The 20,015-nt window shown below is 57.9% G+C and carries 16 protein-coding genes; 7 read left to right on the forward strand and 9 right to left on the reverse strand.

What is annotated here, in order from left to right; translation table 11 throughout:
• The 4 genes from dnaA to gyrB are packed head-to-tail and all read left to right on the forward strand — an operon-like array spanning position 1 to position 6,214.
• Positions 1–1,536 carry a chromosomal replication initiator protein DnaA gene (gene dnaA, locus AC3ISG_RS00005; protein ID WP_489298223.1) on the forward strand — a complete coding sequence of 512 codons (1,536 nt, stop codon included), beginning with the start codon at positions 1–3 and terminating at the stop codon, positions 1,534–1,536.
• Positions 1,537–1,571: 35 nt separating this feature from the next.
• Complete coding sequence (dnaN, locus tag AC3ISG_RS00010; RefSeq protein WP_122534264.1) at positions 1,572–2,675, forward strand: DNA polymerase III subunit beta; 1,104 nt, start codon at positions 1,572–1,574, stop codon at positions 2,673–2,675.
• 13 nt (positions 2,676–2,688) lie between these two features.
• Positions 2,689–3,792, forward strand: coding sequence for a DNA replication/repair protein RecF (gene recF, locus AC3ISG_RS00015; protein ID WP_489298224.1), 1,104 nt, complete (start codon positions 2,689–2,691; stop codon positions 3,790–3,792).
• 4 nt (positions 3,793–3,796) lie between these two features.
• Positions 3,797–6,214, forward strand: coding sequence for a DNA topoisomerase (ATP-hydrolyzing) subunit B (gene gyrB, locus AC3ISG_RS00020; RefSeq protein ID WP_065988041.1), 2,418 nt, complete (start codon positions 3,797–3,799; stop codon positions 6,212–6,214).
• A gap of 63 nt (positions 6,215–6,277) precedes the next feature.
• Here gyrB and AC3ISG_RS00025 read toward each other — a convergent pair whose 3' ends face one another.
• Positions 6,278–7,426, reverse strand: coding sequence for an acyltransferase family protein (locus AC3ISG_RS00025; protein WP_489298225.1), 1,149 nt, complete (start codon positions 7,424–7,426; stop codon positions 6,278–6,280).
• Between the two features lie 61 nt (positions 7,427–7,487).
• Positions 7,488–8,630, reverse strand: a complete 1,143-nt coding sequence (locus AC3ISG_RS00030; protein WP_489298226.1) for an acyltransferase family protein — start codon at positions 8,628–8,630, stop codon at positions 7,488–7,490.
• A gap of 313 nt (positions 8,631–8,943) precedes the next feature.
• On the opposite strand from AC3ISG_RS00030, the gene AC3ISG_RS00035 reads away from it, so the two are divergent.
• Positions 8,944–10,131: an MFS transporter gene (locus AC3ISG_RS00035; protein WP_206079317.1), complete on the forward strand. Its 1,188-nt coding sequence runs from the start codon at positions 8,944–8,946 to the stop codon at positions 10,129–10,131.
• Between the two features lie 182 nt (positions 10,132–10,313).
• Here the strand turns inward: AC3ISG_RS00035 and AC3ISG_RS00040 are convergent, their stop codons facing one another.
• From AC3ISG_RS00040 to glyQ, 4 genes are read right to left on the reverse strand one after another with little or no spacing between them, the layout of a single operon-like run.
• Complete coding sequence (locus AC3ISG_RS00040) at positions 10,314–11,084, reverse strand: lysophospholipid acyltransferase family protein (protein ID WP_489298227.1); 771 nt, start codon at positions 11,082–11,084, stop codon at positions 10,314–10,316.
• A gap of 57 nt (positions 11,085–11,141) precedes the next feature.
• Positions 11,142–11,699, reverse strand: a complete 558-nt coding sequence (gmhB, locus tag AC3ISG_RS00045) for a D-glycero-beta-D-manno-heptose 1,7-bisphosphate 7-phosphatase (RefSeq protein ID WP_489298228.1) — start codon at positions 11,697–11,699, stop codon at positions 11,142–11,144.
• A gap of 11 nt (positions 11,700–11,710) precedes the next feature.
• Positions 11,711–13,765, reverse strand: a complete 2,055-nt coding sequence (gene glyS, locus AC3ISG_RS00050; protein ID WP_489298229.1) for a glycine--tRNA ligase subunit beta — start codon at positions 13,763–13,765, stop codon at positions 11,711–11,713.
• Complete coding sequence (glyQ, locus tag AC3ISG_RS00055; protein WP_065988033.1) at positions 13,762–14,709, reverse strand: glycine--tRNA ligase subunit alpha; 948 nt, start codon at positions 14,707–14,709, stop codon at positions 13,762–13,764. Before glyQ ends, glyS begins: the two co-directional genes overlap by 4 nt.
• An 82-nt stretch (positions 14,710–14,791) precedes the next feature.
• Here glyQ and AC3ISG_RS00060 point away from each other — a divergent pair, with 82 nt between their 5' ends.
• Together AC3ISG_RS00060 and AC3ISG_RS00065 are read left to right on the forward strand one after the other, a co-directional pair.
• Entirely contained in the window at positions 14,792–15,364 is a 573-nt protein-coding gene (locus AC3ISG_RS00060; RefSeq protein ID WP_489298230.1) for a DNA-3-methyladenine glycosylase I, read from the forward strand.
• 39 nt (positions 15,365–15,403) lie between these two features.
• A complete protein-coding gene (locus AC3ISG_RS00065; RefSeq protein WP_122534273.1) occupies positions 15,404–16,291 on the forward strand; it encodes a lysophospholipid acyltransferase in 888 nt (295 codons plus the stop codon).
• 4 nt (positions 16,292–16,295) lie between these two features.
• Here the strand turns inward: AC3ISG_RS00065 and trkA are convergent, their stop codons facing one another.
• Genes trkA through fmt form a run of 3 tightly spaced genes read right to left on the reverse strand, consistent with a single transcriptional unit; the run spans position 16,296 to position 19,991 of the window.
• Complete coding sequence (trkA, locus tag AC3ISG_RS00070; RefSeq protein ID WP_122534274.1) at positions 16,296–17,669, reverse strand: Trk system potassium transporter TrkA; 1,374 nt, start codon at positions 17,667–17,669, stop codon at positions 16,296–16,298.
• A 46-nt stretch (positions 17,670–17,715) separates the two neighbouring features.
• A complete protein-coding gene (gene rsmB, locus AC3ISG_RS00075) occupies positions 17,716–19,035 on the reverse strand; it encodes a 16S rRNA (cytosine(967)-C(5))-methyltransferase RsmB (RefSeq protein WP_489298231.1) in 1,320 nt (439 codons plus the stop codon).
• Positions 19,032–19,991, reverse strand: a complete 960-nt coding sequence (gene fmt, locus AC3ISG_RS00080; RefSeq protein ID WP_489298232.1) for a methionyl-tRNA formyltransferase — start codon at positions 19,989–19,991, stop codon at positions 19,032–19,034. Before fmt ends, rsmB begins: the two co-directional genes overlap by 4 nt.
• Positions 19,992–20,015 lie beyond the last annotated feature (24 nt).

The following is a 20,015-nucleotide window of genomic DNA, read 5'->3' on the forward strand; positions in this document are numbered from 1 at the left end:
GTGTCAGTGGAACTTTGGCAGCAATGCGTTGAGCTCTTGCGCGATGAGCTGCCTGCCCAGCAATTCAACACCTGGATCCGCCCGTTACAGGTTGAAGCCGAAGGCGACGAATTGCGCGTGTATGCACCCAACCGATTTGTGCTGGACTGGGTCAATGAGAAGTACCTGGGTCGATTGCTCGAGCTGCTGGGCGAGCACGGTCAGGGAGTCGCGCCGGCGCTTTCCTTATTAATAGGCAGCAAGCGTAGTTCAGCGCCACGTGCAGCCCCGAACGCACCGCTCGCTGCAGCTGCTGCCGCATCTCAGGCCGCTCAGATCGCTACCAACAACGATGCGCCGGTGGCCTCACCGGCGCCGCAGTCCATCGCAACACCTGCTCCGACGATTCAGACCTCCTTGAATGTCGAGGACGAGCCTTCCCGGGCGAGCTTCGATCCAATGGCAGGCGCCAGTTCCCAGCAAGCTCCTGCTCGCGCCGAGCAGCGTAATGTTCAGGTTGAGGGCGCGCTGAAGCACACCAGCTATCTGAACAGGACCTTCACGTTCGAAAACTTTGTTGAAGGTAAATCCAACCAGCTGGCGCGAGCAGCCGCCTGGCAGGTAGCGGACAATCCCAAACACGGTTACAACCCGCTCTTCCTGTATGGCGGCGTGGGCTTGGGTAAAACTCACTTGATGCATGCTGTGGGTAACCACTTGCTCAAGAAGAACCCTAATGCCAAGGTTGTGTATTTGCACTCCGAGCGTTTTGTGGCGGATATGGTCAAGGCGCTTCAGCTCAACGCAATCAATGAGTTCAAGCGCTTCTATCGCTCAGTCGATGCGCTACTGATTGATGACATTCAATTTTTTGCACGCAAAGAGCGGTCCCAGGAAGAGTTTTTCCACACCTTCAACGCGCTTTTGGAGGGGGGGCAGCAGGTTATTCTCACGAGTGACCGCTACCCTAAAGAGATCGAAGGCCTGGAAGAGCGCCTGAAGTCACGTTTCGGTTGGGGCCTGACAGTAGCGGTCGAGCCTCCGGAGCTGGAAACGCGGGTGGCGATTTTGATGAAGAAGGCAGATCAGGCGAAAGTCGATCTCCCTCATGACGCCGCGTTCTTCATTGCTCAGCGCATCCGGTCTAACGTGCGTGAGCTTGAGGGTGCGCTGAAGCGTGTCATCGCTCACTCGCACTTCATGGGCCGAGACATCACCATTGAACTGATCCGTGAATCCTTGAAGGACTTGCTCGCATTGCAAGACAAGCTGGTGAGTGTGGATAACATTCAGCGGACCGTCGCCGAGTACTACAAGATCAAGATCTCCGACTTGCTGTCCAAACGCCGATCGAGGTCTGTCGCAAGACCGCGGCAAGTAGCGATGGCTTTGTCCAAGGAACTGACCAACCACAGTCTTCCGGAAATCGGCGATGTGTTTGGCGGCCGTGACCACACAACGGTGTTGCACGCGTGCCGGAAGATCAACGAATTGAAAGAATCCGATGCGGACATCCGCGAGGACTACAAGAACCTGCTGCGGACATTGACAACGTGACGCTGACGCAGCTTATCAAGGCAAGGGACTAGACCATGCATTTCACCATTCAACGCGAAGCCCTGTTGAAACCCCTGCAACTGGTCGCGGGCGTTGTCGAACGCCGTCAGACCTTGCCGGTTCTTTCGAACGTACTCTTGGTCGTTGAGGGCCAGCAGTTGTCTTTGACCGGTACCGACCTCGAAGTCGAGCTGGTCGGCCGTGTGCAGTTGGAAGAGCCTGCTGAGCCCGGCGAAATCACCGTCCCCGCGCGCAAGCTGATGGACATCTGCAAAAGCATTCCCAATGACGCGCTGATTGACATCAAGCTCGACGAGCAAAAGCTGATTGTCAAAGCGGGTCGCAGCCGCTTTACGCTTTCTACCTTGCCTGCCAATGACTTCCCTACTGTGGAAGAAGGTCCGGGTTCGCTTACGTTCAGCCTTATTCAAAGCAAGCTGCGCCGCTTGATCGAGCGCACCAGCTTTGCCATGGCCCAGCAGGACGTCCGCTACTACCTCAACGGCATGCTGCTTGAGGTCCAGTCGGGCATTCTCCGCGCGGTCGCTACCGATGGGCATCGTCTTGCGATGTGTTCCATGGCTGCAGAGATCGAGCAAGCTGACCGCCACCAGGTGATCGTGCCGCGTAAGGGCATCCTCGAACTCGCGCGACTGCTCACTGAGCAAGACGGTCTGGTCAGCATCGTGCTGGGTCAGCATCACATTCGCGCGACCACGGGTGAGTTCACATTCACATCCAAGCTTGTCGATGGCAAATTCCCTGACTACGAGCGAGTGCTGCCCAAGGGCGGTGACAAGCTAGTCGTCGGTGATCGTCAGGCACTGCGCGAGGCGTTCAGCCGTACGGCAATTCTCTCCAACGAAAAATATCGGGGTATCCGCCTTCAGTTGGCCAACGGCCAGTTGAAGATTCAAGCGAACAACCCGGAGCAGGAAGAAGCCGAGGAAGAAATCAGCGTCGACTACAACGGCAGCTCTCTTGAGATCGGATTTAACGTGAGCTACCTGCTCGACGTCCTGGGTGTCATGACCACGGAGCAAGTCCGTCTGATTCTTTCGGACTCGAACAGCAGCGCTTTGGTGCAGGAGTCAGGCAACGACGACTCGGCCTATGTCGTTATGCCGATGCGCCTGTAACAGCAGTTGATCGATGTCTCTTAGCCGCGTCTCGGTCACCGGAGTGCGCAATCTGCACCCGGTGACCTTCTCCCCATCTCCCCGCATCAACATCCTCTACGGCGCCAACGGCAGCGGCAAAACCAGTGTGCTGGAAGCTATCCATCTCCTTGGCTTGGCGCGCTCTTTTCGTAGCGCGCGATTGCAGCCAGTTATTCAATACGAGCAACCTGCGTGCACGGTCTTCGGCCAGGTTGAACTTGCTGAAGGTGGCCACAGCAGTCTGGGTGTTTCCCGAGAGCGTCAGGGAGACTTCCAGATCCGTATTGATGGGCAGAACGCAAAGAGCGCCGCGCAACTCGCCGAGACGTTACCGCTCCAGCTGATCAACCCGGACAGTTTTCGACTCCTTGAGGGTGCGCCGAAGATCCGTCGTCAGTTTCTGGATTGGGGAGTGTTCCACGTGGAACCTCGTTTCATGTCGACGTGGCAGCGGCTTCAGAAGGCCCTCAGGCAGCGGAACTCGTGGCTTCGCCATGGTACACTTGACGCCGCTTCGCAGGCCGCATGGGACCGTGAACTGTGTCTTGCGAGCGATGAAATCGACGAGTTTCGGCGCGCTTATATCAAAGCCCTGAAGCCTGTGTTCGAGCAGACACTGAGTGAGCTTGTTCAGATCGATGGGCTGACGCTTAGTTACTATCGAGGATGGGACAAAGAGAAAAACCTGAGTGACGTTCTGTCAGCGTCCCTCTACCGTGACCAGCAAATGGGTCACACGCAAGCGGGGCCGCAACGTGCAGATTTGCGCTTGCGACTTGGCGGGCACAACGCGGCGGATATCCTTTCCCGCGGGCAACAGAAGCTCGTGGTCTGTGCCCTTCGTATTGCTCAAGGACATCTAGTCAGTGCGGCCCGTCGGGGCCAATGCATTTATCTCGTCGACGATCTTCCATCGGAACTCGATGAGAATCACCGCGGTGCGCTATGTCGCCTGCTGGAAGAATTACGCTGCCAGGTGTTTATCACCTGCGTAGATCATGAATTGTTGAGGGAAGGCTGGCTGATGGAAACGCCAGTTGCTTTGTTCCACGTGGAACACGGCAATATTACCCAGACCCACGACCACCGGGAGTGAAGGCATGAGCGAAAACCAAACGTACGACTCGACCAGCATCAAAGTGCTGAAAGGGCTCGATGCCGTACGCAAGCGTCCTGGTATGTATATCGGCGACACAGACGATGGCAGCGGCCTCCACCATATGGTGTTTGAGGTTGTGGACAACTCGATCGACGAGGCGTTGGCCGGTCACTGTGACGACATCAGTATCATCATTCACCCGGACGAATCGATCACTGTTCGTGACAACGGTCGTGGCATTCCGGTTGACGTGCATAAAGAAGAAGGCGTTTCAGCGGCCGAAGTCATCATGACTGTATTGCACGCTGGCGGTAAGTTCGACGACAACTCCTACAAGGTGTCAGGCGGTCTGCACGGTGTGGGCGTTTCGGTCGTCAACGCACTTTCCGAGGTTTTAAACCTCACTGTTCGCCGCAGCGGTAAAGTGTGGGAACAGACGTACGTTCATGGTGTTCCACAAGAGCCAATGCAGATCGTTGGTGAAAGTGACACCACGGGTACAGAGATCCACTTCAAGCCCTCCTCCGAAACCTTCAAGAATATTCACTTCAGCTGGGACATCCTCGCCAAGCGCATTCGCGAGTTGTCGTTCCTCAACTCCGGTGTGGGTATCGTTCTTAAGGACGAGCGCAGCGGCAAGGAAGAGCTGTTCAAATATGAAGGCGGTCTGCGGGCGTTCGTTGAATACTTGAACACCAACAAGACACCTGTGAATCAGGTCTTCCACTTCAACATCCAGCGTGAGGATGGCATCGGCGTTGAGATTGCCCTGCAGTGGAATGACAGCTTCAATGAAAACCTGCTGTGCTTCACCAACAACATTCCGCAGCGCGACGGTGGTACCCACCTCGTCGGCTTCCGCTCTGCCCTGACGCGTAACCTGAACAACTACATTGAGCAGGAAGGTTTGGCGAAGAAGCACAAGGTCGCCACCACCGGTGACGATGCGCGTGAAGGCCTGACAGCGATCATCTCCGTCAAGGTTCCTGATCCGAAGTTCAGCTCGCAGACGAAAGACAAGCTGGTGTCTTCAGAAGTGAAGACCGCGGTTGAGCAGGAAATGGGCAAGTACTTTTCTGACTTCCTGCTCGAGAACCCAAACGAAGCCAAAGCCGTTGTCGGCAAGATGATCGATGCGGCACGTGCTCGTGAAGCCGCGCGTAAAGCCCGTGAGATGACTCGCCGCAAAGGTGCGCTGGATATCGCAGGCCTGCCCGGCAAGCTGGCTGACTGCCAGGAAAAGGACCCTGCCCTTTCCGAGCTGTATCTTGTGGAAGGTGACTCTGCTGGCGGTTCCGCCAAGCAGGGACGTAACCGTAAGACTCAGGCCATCCTGCCACTGAAGGGCAAGATCCTGAACGTGGAAAAGGCTCGCTTCGACAAGATGATCTCGTCCCAGGAAGTGGGTACGTTGATCACGGCACTGGGCTGCGGTATTGGCCGTGACGAGTACAACATCGAAAAACTGCGCTATCACAACATCATCATCATGACCGATGCTGACGTCGACGGTTCGCACATCCGTACACTGTTGCTGACATTCTTCTTCCGTCAACTGCCGGAATTGGTAGAGCGTGGCTACATCTACATTGCCCAGCCGCCGCTGTACAAGGTGAAGAAGGGTAAGCAAGAGCAGTACATCAAAGACGACGATGCCATGGAAGAGTACATGACTCAGTCGGCTCTTGAGGATGCAAGCCTGCACCTGAACGAATCGGCGCCTGGCATTTCTGGTGCAGCGCTGGAGAAACTGGTTCACGACTTCCGCATGGTCATGAAGACCCTGAAGCGTCTCTCCCGTCTGTACCCGCAAGAGCTGACCGAGCACTTCGTCTACCTGCCAGCTGTGCCAATGGAGCAGCTGTCTGATCATGCCGCCATGCAAGAGTGGCTGGCGAAGTTTGATGAACGCCTGCGAGTGGGTGAGAAATCCGGCTTGGTCTACAAGGCCAGCTTGCGTGAAGACCGCGAGCGTAACGTATGGCTGCCAGAGGTCGAACTGATCTCCCATGGGTTGTCCAACTACGTGACGTTCAACCGCGATTTCTTCGGCAGCAACGACTACAAGACAGTCACAGCGCTAGGTGCTCAGATCAGCACGCTGCTGGAAGAAGGCGCTTACGTTCAACGTGGCGAACGCAAAAAAGCTGTGACGGAGTTCAAGGAAGCACTGGCCTGGTTGATGGCAGAAAGCACCAAGCGTCACACGATTCAGCGCTATAAGGGGCTCGGTGAGATGAACCCCGACCAATTGTGGGAAACCACGATGGACCCAAGTGTCCGACGCATGCTCAAGGTGACGATCGAAGACGCCATCGGCGCTGATCAGATTTTCAACACCTTGATGGGTGATGCAGTAGAACCGCGCCGCGACTTCATCGAAGCCAACGCACTGGCGGTGTCGAACCTGGATTTCTAAGGTTCCGCCGCTAACGAAACAGCCCCAATGATGCGAATCATTGGGGCTGTTTCGTTTGGGGATTCAGCTAACGGTTTTGATTGGATTGATTGCCGACGTGATCCGCCCTCGCCTGCTCAAGCGTTTGCCCCATTCAATACCTCGCAGTTCAATGAAGCGGTGGCTGACCGCAGATATGCCCACGATGATGATCAATAAGCCAAGCAGCAGGAAGTTATCAGCCACTGGGTTGTTGAAAGAAAGCATCGGACCTGGCGAAGCACCGGCGTAGGTGACGATAGCGTGGCCGGTGATTTTCCCCACCAGCAGCATGGCGAGTGTAAAGGCGAATAGCACCATCGCATGGGTCATGTAGATCGAGTAGGAAAGCGTGCCCAGTTTTTCAAAGGGGCCAGCCTTCAACAGGGTGGAGATGACGCCTCCCTCAAACGAGAAAATCAGCATCAGCGCGCAGAAGCTCAACATCAGAATGATCTGTTTGTGATCGGCGTTACTCACCAGCAAGTTCACTGTCAGGCAGATCCCGACCACTTCCAACGCTGTGTGCAGCCAGCGCGGAATGCTCTTGTGATGGATGACCTGATAGATCTGGTAGGTCATCACGCCTGCGAAGAAACAGGACAGGCCTTGCAAGGCGGGCTCCATCAGGAAGGCAAGTCCCAGGGAGAGGCAAGCCGTAGCCGTCAGAGTGATAACCAGAAATATCAGCGTGGCAAAGCGCGGAGTACACACGAGTATTCCCGCGAAGATCATGTAGAGGTAGTACTCGACACTGATACTCCATGCCGGAAAGTTGAAGGACTGCGGATTGAATCCCGGCCACCAGGATTGCAACAGCAGCAGGTTGGGAATGATTTCCTCAGGCGCACGCTGTCCGGTGAAGCTGGGCTGATTGAACGCTATGCCGGCGTGCTCCGCGCCCAGCTTCATAACCTCCAACGCGATGGCGAGCAGAAGTACAAAGACGTGCAAGGGGTACAGTCGAAAGGTGCGAGTGATGAAAAACTGCCTGAACTGGTCCGTCGTTGCCAGACGCTGGCCGTAGGTGTGAACCATGACAAAGCCGCTTAGGACGAAGAAAAAGCTAACCATGTAATGAGCATTTCTAAAGAACGCCCATTCACCGAAACTCTGTGGAATGTGCATGTGATAAACCGCAACGCTTAGCGCGCAGATACCCCGGAAGCCGTCCAGCACCTGGAATCTTTTCATCGCAAACTCCCTGTAGAACCTATGCCGTATGCGTTTAGGTCCTTCCCCAATGCGCAGGTCTTCATGCGGTACCCTTCCCTGCTCTGATCCAACGGGTTTTCAAGCTGTCCAGGCCACCGCTAAAAACCCCGGCAACCCCATGGCGCCACGCCATGGCCGGCTTCTCGATAAGGTGCCAAGAGAATATGGCTGCCATTAACACAAGCGGGAACGCGAGCAGCATCATGCTGACGGGCCCAATACCTTTGAACAGATGGGCCAGGATTTCCTGGATCGGGAATGCATAGATATAAACGCCGTACGAGTAATCACCCAGCTGGTTGTAACGGTCGATCACGGGGCGAGTGGCAAACCCGAGGTAGAAAATCAAATACGCCCAGGCCAGCACAAAGGACTCAAAGAAATACGGCGTGCGCCAGGTGCAGACGGCTAACGCGGCGAAAGGCAGGAAGCCAATAAATCGATGCGGGATATTGTCGCGATATCGGTAGAACGACATACCCAGCACAAACGGCAAACTCCACGTGAAGAAGAACTCGGCACGGTGGAAATCTACGAGCAGCGTGGTGTTCAGCATCAAGGCTTTGAAGGCGACATACAGCGCAGCGTAAATCATTAGAAAGCCCGCGAATTTGCGTCCCTCACTGTAGAACGCGAATGCGCCAAGTCCGCCGACCAGTACGTAGAGCGTGACCTCGTAAAAGAGCGTCCACAGCGACCCGTTGATGCCGGGCCAAGGGTTGTTCTCGAACACGGCAGGCAGCTGGAATTTCATGCTAAAGAGCGTCAGGTTATGGGTCAGATAACCATACGTTTCACCTGAGCTGAAATATTCCGAAGGACTCACTGTCGTAAACAAGGGTCCGATCAGAAACACGCTGAGCAGCAGCACAAGTGTTAGCCCAGGATAGATGCGCAGAAATCGAGCGATGAAAAAGTCCATCGTGCTGGCCGCGCGATCGCGACTCAGGGAGATAAAAAAGCCGGAGACGCAGAAGAATGTGATTACCGCCAGTTCACCCAGAGACAGACCAATCCACTTCGAGAGCGGCTCGATCGCTTCACGGCCGAGTGCAAGAGGGTAACTGTGGGAGATCAGTACCGCCGTAGCGGCCAGCATTCTGATCAGGTTGAAGTTGTTGTTTCTTCTGGACGCCAGGTCACCCAACGTATTCATACAGCCTCCGCGCGAGATCAGGGTCATGTCGGTTCGATCCATTCACCGCTGTGACGCTCACGCCGTCGGGGACGCGCGATATCGAGAGGGTTGGAAATGGTTGTGAGCCTGAACGATACACTGGGGATGATGCACGTCTAATTGGCATCTCTAATCGGGATGCGGATTACCTGCATGCCCTGTCAGCCAATAATTTGGCCCTGAAACTCGAACGATAGATTTTATTAGGCAGGTCAGTGTCGTTGCGCCTTGAACGGCGAATGACAGCGGTAAAAACCTGGACTCCCTCCGATTAAAACGTTGCATCAGGACAGATGTACGACCAAGGAGCCTCAGTCTTATGTCGATTCGCAAATACCAGAAAGTGCTGGCCATCCCTCGAGTGCTGCCTGCCACGTTCTTTATGTTCGTTGCGGGGCTGCCGCTGACTATTATGGGGCTCACGTTGAGCCTGCATGTGCTCAATGAAATGGGCGGCAGCTATTTTGATGCGGGCGTAGTGGGGACCTCGACCGCCTTGGGTTTTGCCGTTGGCTCTCCCCTCCTCGGCCGGATGATTGACCGTCACGGCCTACGCCCGGTGGTGGCGGTATGCGGGACGCTGTCGACCCTCGCCTGGATCCTGCTGCCGATGGTGAGCTACTGGCTGTATGTCCTTCTGGCTTTTGTAGCCGGTCTATTTACGGTGCCGACGGGTTCGCTTGCCAGGCAGTTCGTTGCCAGTCTGGTACCGGAGGATCAGCGCCGGCCTGCCTACTCGCTCAACATGATGCTCATGGAGCTTTCCTTCGTCATCGGGCCCGCCACTGGCATCCTGTTGATCACTACCTATTCGGCGACTGCCACTCTGGCGGGCATTGGCCTCTGGCGCGCGCTCTCCTATGTCGTGCTCTATGTGTTGAACTGGCCGACGCGCAATGTGGACGAAGTCGCTGCAAATCCGGATCGCGTACGTCCCAAACTCCGCACCTGGATGAGCGGCCGTTTGCTGGCGGTAATGTTCGTCAGTGCGGGTGCGTTGTTCGTGTTGTATGGCACCGAGCTGGCACTGATCGCCGTGCTGCGCGCCAGCGATCAACTTGCCTTTACGGGGTATGTCATCGCAGCCATGTCTATTGCCTCCATTGTGGGTGGGTACGTGCATGGGATTGTTCACAGGTCGTGGTCGCAGATGAAACTTGCCTTGGCAATGAGCCTGCTGCTGCTGCCCGTGGTGTTTTTTGATGACGTCTGGTGGTGGCTGATGCTTGCGCTGTTGCCCACCAATTTGCTGTGCACACCGACGCTGGCCGCAGGCTCGGAAGCCGTCGCCAAATTGGCACCTTCCAGCGTGAGAGGTGAAGTAATGGGGTTACACGATTCGGCGTACCGAATAGGGCAGACGCTGTCCGCGCCGATTGTGGGATTCGCGATCGACAGCGTTTCCCCCGCCATGGGATTTGTCGCAGCGGCGTGTGGGGGGATTGTATTGGTGGGGCTAGGGGCGCTCTGCAATCTGCGAATGTCAGCACCGGCCAGAACGGCTTGATTCACAGATCGGTCTTGGCCGCACAGGCTCAAGACCGGTCTTTTCGGGTCATCGGCAGACGTTGAGAAAAAACTTATGCACGTTTTGCCGTTTTAAGCGCCTGAAGAAATAAGCATTTAAATTAACGAGTTAGCAGCGAATTCTTCAAATTCTGATTTATTCGTGCACAGGTTATCCACAATTCACGCCGGTGTTTTCTCGGGTGCGGGTGCGGGTATTGCGGGCGATCCCAAGTCGCGCTGGGTTTGTTCGTTCCACGCTGACACTCGATCGTTAAGCGCAGCGATTGCGCGAGGGCCAGTGCCCTCTGGGTACATCGGTTTGCCAATCACTACTTCGATGGTGCCCGGCTTTTTACCCCAGCCCTCTTTAGGCCAATAGCGGCCGGCATTGTGGGAGATGGGCAGGACGGGCAAGTCCGCGTTAACCGCCAGTGCCGATCCGCTGCGCGAGAACTTTCCGATCTGGCCGTAGGGTACGCGTGTGCCTTCAGGGAAGATCAGCACCCAGACCCGGTCTTTTAGCAACTCGTCGCCTTTCTTTGCCACAACTTTAAGGGCTGCTTTGGGGTTGTTGCGATCGATGGCGATAGGACGCAGCATCGCCATGGCCCAGCCAAAGAATGGCACGTACAACAGCTCCCGCTTGAGCACTTGGCTCAAAGGCTGAAAGTGGGCCGAGAGAAAAAAAGTTTCCCACGTGCTCTGGTGGTTGGAGACGATCACACACGGTGTGTCGGGAATATTTTCCTGGCCGGTGACGTTGACTTTGATGTTGAGGAAAACGCGGGTCAGCCACAAGGCGCAGCGGCACCAGTACACGTTGATGAAGCGATAACGAAGACGGAACGGCAGGAAAGGCGCAATAAAGAAACTCAGCGAGCACCACAGCAGGGCGGTAGTGCCCAGCAGCAGGTAAAAGAAGAAAATCCTGATGGCCTGCACAATCGACATAGCTGCTTTTACCGTTACGGGGCAATTGCCCGAATTGAGCGAGCCGTTGAATAGCCGTTAGCCGTTCAACGGGGCGCTGTTGTGGATTAGTTCTGCGGCAACCGCCGCCAGATCATCGAAAACCAACGTGCCTGCGGGCAATGCACCGCTTCGCGTCTTCCGACCTTTACCGGTCAAGACCAGAACAGGTTGTGAGTCGACGGCCACCGCCGCCTCCAGGTCACCCTTGCTGTCGCCCACAAACCACACGCCGCGTAAATCGACGGCGTAATGGCGGGCAATGACCTTCAGCATTCCCGGTTTTGGCTTCCGGCAGTCGCAGTTGGCGTCCGGGCCGTGGGGGCAATAAACGACCAGTCCGACCTCGCCACCCTCCTCCGCCACGAGTTCACGCAGGCGTGCGTGCATGGCATCGAGCGTTGCGAGATCGTAGTAACCGCGAGCGATGCCGGACTGGTTGGTAGCCACTGCCACCGTCCAGCCTGCTTTGGTCAGTTGCGCAATGGCCTCGATTGAGCCAGGGATCGGAACCCATTCCTCCACCGACTTGATGTAGGCGTCGGAGTCCTGGTTGATCACCCCGTCCCGATCGAGAATCAGCAACTTCATTGGCATCCGCTCCGCTGTCAGCCCAACAACGAGATGTCGGCAACGCCGAGGAACAGATTGCGCAGACGGGCAAGCAAGGCGTACCGGTTGGCTCGCACGCTGGCGTCTTCCGCATTGACCATCACGGCCTCGAAAAACGCATCCACAGGCTCGCGAAGTGCCGCAAGACGGGTCAGCGCTTCGTTGTACTGACGGCTGGCAGACATCGGCGCTACGGCCTGATCTGCTTGCTGAATCGCCGAGTACAGCGAGAATTCGTTGGCGTTATCGAAGTACTTCGGTTCGACGGTCTGGGCGATGTTCCCGTCCGCTTTGCTCAGCAGATTGGAAACGCGCTTGTTCACGGCGGCCAGTGCTGCCGCTTCAGGCAATTTGCGGAAGGCCTGAACAGCCTGAACACGTTGATCGAAGTCCAGCGCCGAAGCAGGCTGCAAGGCACGCACCGACAGGTAAACCGAAACGTCTACGCCTTCGTCTTCATAACGCGCGCGCAGACGGTCGAAGATGAACTCCAAAACCTGCTCCGGCAAACCGGCCGGTTTGATCTTCACACCGAACTGAGCGACGGCGAACTGCACGGTCTTGACCAGATCCAGATCCAGCTTCTTCTCGATCAAGATGCGCAGGATGCCGAGCGCGGCCCGACGCAAGGCGTACGGGTCTTTACTCCCGGTCGGCAGCATGCCAATACCGAAGATACCCACGAGTGTGTCGAGCTTGTCGGCGATGGCGACAGCGGCGCCGGTCAACGTGCCTGGCAATTCAGCGCCAGCGCCGCGCGGCATGTACTGTTCGTTCAACGCCAGTGCGACGTCTTCGGGTTCGCCGTCGGCCAAGGCGTAGTAGTAGCCTGCAACGCCCTGCATCTCGGGGAACTCGCCAACCATTTCGGTCGCCAGATCGCACTTGGACAGCAAGCCTGCACGTGCGGCGCGCTGGGCATCGCCGCCAATGCGTGGCGCGATGAACGCAGCGAGCTTGGAAACGCGCTCGGCTTTGTCGAAAACCGTGCCCAACTGCGCTTGGAACACCACATTCTGCAGGCGCTGGTTGAAGGTCTCCAGCTTCTGCTTCTTGTCCTGCTTAAAGAAGAACTCGGCGTCGGTCAGACGGGGGCGAACAACCTTCTCATTGCCGTGGACGATCTGGGAAGGGTCCTTGCTGTCGATGTTCGCGACAGTAATGAAGCGCGGCAGCAGCTTGCCTTCGGCATCCAGCAGGCAAAAGTACTTCTGGTTGTCCTGCATCGTGGTGATGAGGGCTTCCTGCGGTACTTCAAGGAAACGCTCCTCGAACGAGCACACCAGCGGCACTGGCCACTCGACCAGCGCAGTCACTTCATCGAGCAGTGCTGGCGGCACGATGGCGGTACCTTGGTGTTGCGTGGCGAGCTCTTCGACGCGCTTGCTGATCAACTGACGACGCTCGTTGAAATCTGCAAGCACATAGGCCGCGCGCAAGTCGCTGGCGTAATTGGCTGGGGACGAAATGCGCACGCTGTCCGGATGATGGAAGCGATGGCCACGGGATTCACGACCGGACGTCTGGGCGAGGATGGTGCAGTCGACGACTTGATCACCAAACAGCATGACCAGCCACTGGGTCGGACGTACGAATTCTTCCTTGCGCGCGCCCCAGCGCATGCGCTTCGGGATCGGCAGGTCGTTGAGGGAATCTTCGATGATGGTCGGCAGCAGACTCAACGTTGGCTTGCCAGGAATGCTCTGGCTGTAGCGCAGTTTCGGGCCGCTCTGATCGATTTCGCTCAGGTCCACGCCGCACTTCTTGGCGAAGCCCAAGGCCGCCTGGGTCGGATTGCCATCGGCATCGAACGCGGCCTGGCTTGGCGGGCCGTCCAGATTGACGCTGCGATCCGGCTGCTCGGTGGCGAGTTGACTGATCAGCACGGCCAGGCGACGCGGCGCGGCATAGACCTGCTTGGCGCTGTAAGTCAGACCGGCAGCCTGCAGACCTTTTTCGATACCGGCCATGAACGCATCGGCCAGGGTATTCAATGCTTTGGGTGGCAGTTCTTCAGTGCCCAGTTCAACCAGAAAATCTTGAGCACTCATTGCGCAGCCTCCAGCTTGGCCAACACTTCATCGCGGATATCGGGCGCGGCCATCGGGAAGCCGAGCTTGGCCCGGGCCATCAGGTACGCCTGGGCCACGGAGCGAGCCAGGGTGCGGACGCGCAGAATGTACTGCTGACGCGCCGTCACGGAAATCGCGCGACGGGCATCCAGCAAGTTAAAGGTGTGAGAGGCCTTGAGGACCATTTCGTAGCTCGGCAGTGGCAGCTCGACCTCGATCAGGCGCACGGCTTCGCTCTCATAGAAATCGAACAACTCGAACAGTTTGTCGACGTTGGCGTGCTCGAAGTTGTAAGTCGACTGCTCCACTTCGTTCTGATGGAACACGTCGCCGTAGGTGACTTTGCCGAACGGGCCGTCAGTCCAGACCAGGTCGTAGACCGACTCGACGCCTTGCAGGTACATCGCCAGACGTTCGAGGCCGTAGGTGATTTCGCCGGTGACCGGGTAGCACTCGATACCGCCGACTTGTTGGAAGTACGTGAATTGCGACACTTCCATGCCGTTCAGCCAGATTTCCCAACCCAGGCCCCAGGCGCCGAGGGTTGGGGATTCCCAGTTGTCTTCGACAAAGCGGACGTCGTGCACGAGTGGGTCAAGACCCACGTGCTTCAGCGAGCCAAGGTACAGCTCCTGGAAATTGTCCGGGTTAGGCTTGAGAACGACCTGGAATTGATAGTAGTGCTGCAGGCGATTCGGGTTCTCGCCATAACGGCCATCGGTAGGACGACGGCTCGGTTGTACGTAGGCGGCGTTCCAGGTTTCCGGGCCGATGGCGCGCAGAAACGTAGCGGTGTGGAAAGTGCCGGCGCCCACTTCCATATCGTAGGGCTGAAGTACCACACAACCTTGCTCAGCCCAGTATTGCTGGAGGGCGAGGATCAAGTCTTGGAAGGTACGCACGGCTGGCGTAGGCTGGCTCACGAAATTCACCTGTACTGGGGGGCTGCGATTTAAAGAGCGGGAGTATACCCGATTCGGCCGCGCCTCCACCCTTGGGAGCCCTATGCCACGCTGCTTTTGGTGCAACGAAGATCCGCTTTACATGGACTACCACGATCAAGAGTGGGGTGTGCCGTTGCGCGATGCGCAGATGCTGTTCGAGTTCCTGTTGCTCGAAGGGTTCCAGGCTGGTCTGTCGTGGATCACCATCCTGAAAAAGCGTGAGCGCTACCGTGAAGTGATGTTCGGCTTCGACGTCCAGCGCATCGCGGCGATGACCGATGCTGAAATCGAAGCGCTGATGCTGGAGCCCGGCATTGTGCGTAACGGCCTCAAACTCAACGCTGCCCGCAAGAATGCTCTGGCCTGGTTGCGGCTGGAGGATCCGGTTGCGTTTGTCTGGTCCTTCGTGGGCGGCGAGCCGAAGGTCAATCACTTCAAGGACCGCAGCGAAGTCCCGGCCATTACGCCTGAGGCCGAAGCGATGAGCAAAGCGCTGAAGAAAGCCGGCTTCACCTTCGTCGGCCCGACTATCTGTTACGCCTACATGCAGGCCACCGGCATGGTGATGGACCATACGGTTGATTGCGATCGATACGCCGAGCTGGCGGGTGATGTGGATAATCGGCTCCCATGAATGGTTACAATGGCCGCCTCATGTATTCGGGAGTGATCTGTGGATAAGTTCAAAGGCGCCTTGATGGTTGGGGCACTGCGCCTGTTTGCTTTGTTGCCGTGGCGCGCAGTGCAATGGGTCGGCACCTGCATTGGCTGGCTGATGTGGAAGTTGCCTAACCGGTCTCGCGACGTCGCGCGGATCAACCTGTCCAAGTGCTTCCCCGAACTGAGCCCTGAAGAACTCGAAGCGCTGGTCGGCCGCAGCCTGATGGACATCGGCAAGACCCTCACCGAAAGCGCCTGCGCGTGGATCTGGCCGGCGCAGAAGTCGATCAATCTGGTTCGCGAAGTCGAAGGGCTTCAGGTGTTGAAAGACGCCCTGGCGTCGGGCAAGGGCGTAGTCGGAATCACCAGCCATCTCGGCAACTGGGAAGTGCTCAACCACTTCTATTGCAGCCAGTGCAAACCGATCATTTTCTACCGGCCACCCAAGCTCAAGGCCGTAGACGACCTGCTGCGCAAGCAGCGCGTGCAGTTGGGCAACCGCGTCGCAGCGTCCACCAAGGAAGGCATTCTCAGCGTCATCAAGGAAGTGCGCAAAGGTGGCTCGGTCGGTATTCCGGCGGACCCGGAACCTGCCGAGTCAGCAGGTATATTTGTGCCGTTCTGCGGGACAATGGCGCTGACCAGCAAGTTCGTGCCGAACATGCTGGCGGGCGGCAAGGCGGTAGGCGTTTTCCTTCACGCCATGCGTCTGGAGGATGGTTCTGGCTACAAGGTCGTACTTGAAGCCGCGCCGGACGACATGTACAGCACCGACACCGCAACGTCGGCAGCAGCCATGAGCAAGGTGGTTGAAAAATACGTGCGTGCCTATCCCAGCCAATACATGTGGACCATGAAGCGCTTCAAGAAACGACCGGAAGGCGAGAAGCGCTGGTATTGAGCTTTTAAAAAAAGCTCAGGCCCACCTGAAACAGTCGTTCCACGTCGCGAATGTACTTTTTATCCACAAGGAACATGACCACGTGATCGCCCGATTCGATCACGGTGCTGTCATGGGCGATGATCACCTGATCGGCGCGGGTGATGGCGCCGATGGTCGTGCCGGGCGGCAGGTTGATGTGCATGATGGCTTTGCCAATCACCTTGCTGGATTTGGCATCTCCATGGGCGACGATCTCGATGGCTTCTGCCGCGCCCCGACGCAACGAATGCACACTGACGATATCGCCGCGCCGCACGTGTGCCAGCAACGTGCCAATGGTGGCGAGCTGAGGGCTGACCGCGACATCAATCTCCCCGCCTTGCACCAGATCGACATAGGCCGGGTTGTTGATGATCGTCATCACCTTCTTGGCACCGAGACGTTTGGCCAGCAACGACGACATGATGTTCGCCTCGTCGTCGTTGGTCAGCGCTAGAAACAGGTCGGCATTGTCGATGTTCTCTTCCACGAGCAGGTCACGATCGGAAGAGCTGCCTTGCAGGATCACCGTGTTGTTCAGTGTGTCTGACAGGTGACGGCATCGGGCGGGGTTCATCTCGATGATCTTGACCTGATAGCGGTTCTCGATAGCTTCTGCCAGCCGCTCGCCGATCTGGCCACCCCCGGCAATCACGATGCGCTTGTAGCTTTCATCCAGGCGACGCATCTCGCCCATGACGGCGCGAATATCCGGCTTGGCAGCGATGAAAAAGACCTCGTCGTCAGCCTCGATAACCGTATCGCCTTGGGGAATGATCGGACGGTCTCGACGAAAAATGGCCGCAACTCGCGTGTCGACATTCGGCATGTGCGTGCGCAGTTGACGCAGTTGCTGACCCACCAGAGGCCCGCCGTAGTACGCCTTGACCGCCACCATCTGCACTTTGCCGCCGGCGAAGTCGATGACTTGCAGCGCGCTGGGGTATTCGATGAGCCGCTTGATGTAATGGGTGACCACTTGCTCAGGGCTGATCAGCACGTCGACAGGAATGGCGCCGTTGGCGAACAGGCCTGAGCGGGTCAGGTAAGCCGACTCGCGAACGCGGGCAATCTTGGTCGGCGTCTGGAACAGCGTGTACGCGACCTGGCAGGCGACCATGTTGGTTTCGTCGCTGCTGGTCACGGCCACCAGCATGTCGGCGTCGTCGGCGCCGGCCTGACGCAACACGGTCGGAAACGAACCGCGGCCATGAACGGTGCGGATATCAAGGCGATCACCCAATGCCCGCAGACGATCCTGATCGGTGTCCACAACAGTGATGTCATTGGCTTCGCTGGCCAGATGCTCGGCCAGCGTACCGCCGACCTGCCCTGCGCCGAGAATGATGATCTTCAATCAGTCTCTCCTTGAATGATGATGCCGTCACACCGGGTATTGGTTCTCACGCCGCTGCGATCTTGATCAGTTTGGCGTAGTAAAACCCGTCATGCCCGCCTTCCTGCGCCAGCAACTGACGGCCGTGGCGCTGCGTCAAGCCAGGAGGCGGATTGCCTTGCTGACCGGCAATGTCCAGCTCCCTTGCGCCAGGCGTACGCGCCAGGAATGCGTCAATGACTTCCGTGTTTTCAGTCGGCAGGGTCGAGCACGTGGCATACAGCAAAATTCCGCCCACCTGCAGCGTCGGCCACAGTGCGTCGAGCAATTCGCCCTGCAGCGCGGCGAGGGCGGGAATGTCATCCGCCTGGCGGGTCAGCTTGATGTCGGGGTGGCGGCGAATCACGCCAGTCGCCGAGCAAGGCGCGTCGAGCAGGATTCGCTGGAACGGTTTGCCGTCCCACCATTGATCGGTGGCGCGGGCATCGGCGGCGATGAGCTCGGCACTCAGGCCCAGGCGATCGAGGTTCTCTCTGACCCGCACCATGCGCTTGGCTTCAAGATCCACTGCGACCACGCCCGCCAGGCCCGGTTGTACTTCCAGCAGATGGCAGGTCTTGCCACCCGGTGCGCAACAGGCGTCCAGCACACGTTGACCCGGCGCCAGCTCCAGCAAGTCGGCGGCCAGTTGCGCGGCCTCATCCTGAACGCTGATCCAGCCCTCAGCGAAACCCGGTAGCGAACGAACATCGCCCGGTTCGGTCAGCACAATTCCATCCTGGCTGAACGTGCAAGGCGTCGCGGCGATGCCTGCGTCCAGCAACAGCTGAAGGTACTGCTCGCGGGTTTTGTGCCGGCGGTTGACCCGCAAAATCATCGGCGGGTGGGCATTGTTTGCTGCACAAATCGCTTCCCAATGCTCGGGCCATGCAGCTTTCAGCGCTTTTTGCAGCCAGCGTGGATGAGCCGTGCGCACCACTGGATCGTGTTCCAGCTCCGTCAGCAATCCCTCGCCCTCCCGTTGGGCGCGACGTAGCACAGCATTGAGCAACGCTTTCGCCCACGGTTTTTTCAGCTTCTCGGCACAGCCCACGGTTTCGCCGATAGCAGCATGGGCGGGGATGCGCGAATAGAACAGCTGATACAGACCGACCAGCAATAAAGCCTGCACGTCGTTATCAGCGGTTTTGAATGGTTTCTGCAGCAGCTTGGCCGCAAGCGCAGACAGCCTCGGCTCCCAGCGCGCGGTGCCAAATGCCAGGTCCTGGGTCAGCCCGCGGTCGCGGTCTTCAACCTTGTCCAGTTGTGTAGGCAAAGAGCTGTTCAGCGATGCCTTGCCGCCCAACACGGCAGCCAGAGCCTTGGCGGCGGCCAGACGCGGGTTCATTGCGCATCCACCGCTTGACCGAGGACGGTGCCGACGGCGAACTTCTCGCGGCGGCTATTGAACAGGTCAGCGAAGCCCAGCGGTTTGCCGCCTGGTAGTTGCAGACGGGTCAGACGCAGTGCGCCACTCCCGCACGCGACCAGCAGGCCGTCTTTGCTCGCGTCGATGATGCTGCCGGGCGTGCCCTCCCCGTCGGCGACCTGCGCGGCCAGCACTTTCAGCGCTTCGTCGTTCAGCGTGGTGTGGCAGATCGGCCAAGGGTTGAAGGCGCGTACCAACCTTTCCAGCTCAACCGCCGGACGGGTCCAGTCGATGCGTGCTTCGTCTTTGTTCAGTTTGTGCGCATAGGTGGCGAGGCTGTCGTCCTGCACTTCGCCAACCAGCGTGCCTTCCGCCAACCCGGCGATGGCTTGAATCACTGCGGGTGGACCGAGCTCGGCAAGACGATCGTGCAGCGTGCCGCCGGTGTCGTCGGCCGTTATCGGCGTCGTCACCTTGAGCAACATCGGGCCGGTGTCCAGGCCCGCTTCCATACGCATGACCGTCACGCCGCTCTCGGCATCGCCGGCCTGCACGGCGCGCTGAATCGGCGCAGCACCGCGCCAGCGTGGCAGCAACGAGGCGTGACTGTTGATGCAGCCCAGACGCGGAATGTCCAGCACGGTCTGCGGCAGAATCAGGCCATAAGCGACCACGACCAGCAGATCCGGCTGCAACTCGGCCAGCTCGGCCTGGGCTTCGGGTGCGCGCAAGGTAGGCGGCTGCATTACAGGGATGTTGTGTTGGAGGGCGAGCTGCTTGACCGGGCTCGGCATCAGCTTCTGACCACGACCGGCCGGGCGGTCTGGCTGGGTGTACACCGCAATGACGTCGTGGGGACTGTCGAGCAGGGCTTTCAAATGCTCGGCGGCGAATTCCGGGGTGCCGGCAAACACGATGCGCAGTGGCTCAGTCATGGGCTTCTCTTGAAGTAAGACTGT

Source organism: Pseudomonas sp. GL_135 (assembly GCF_057834665.1).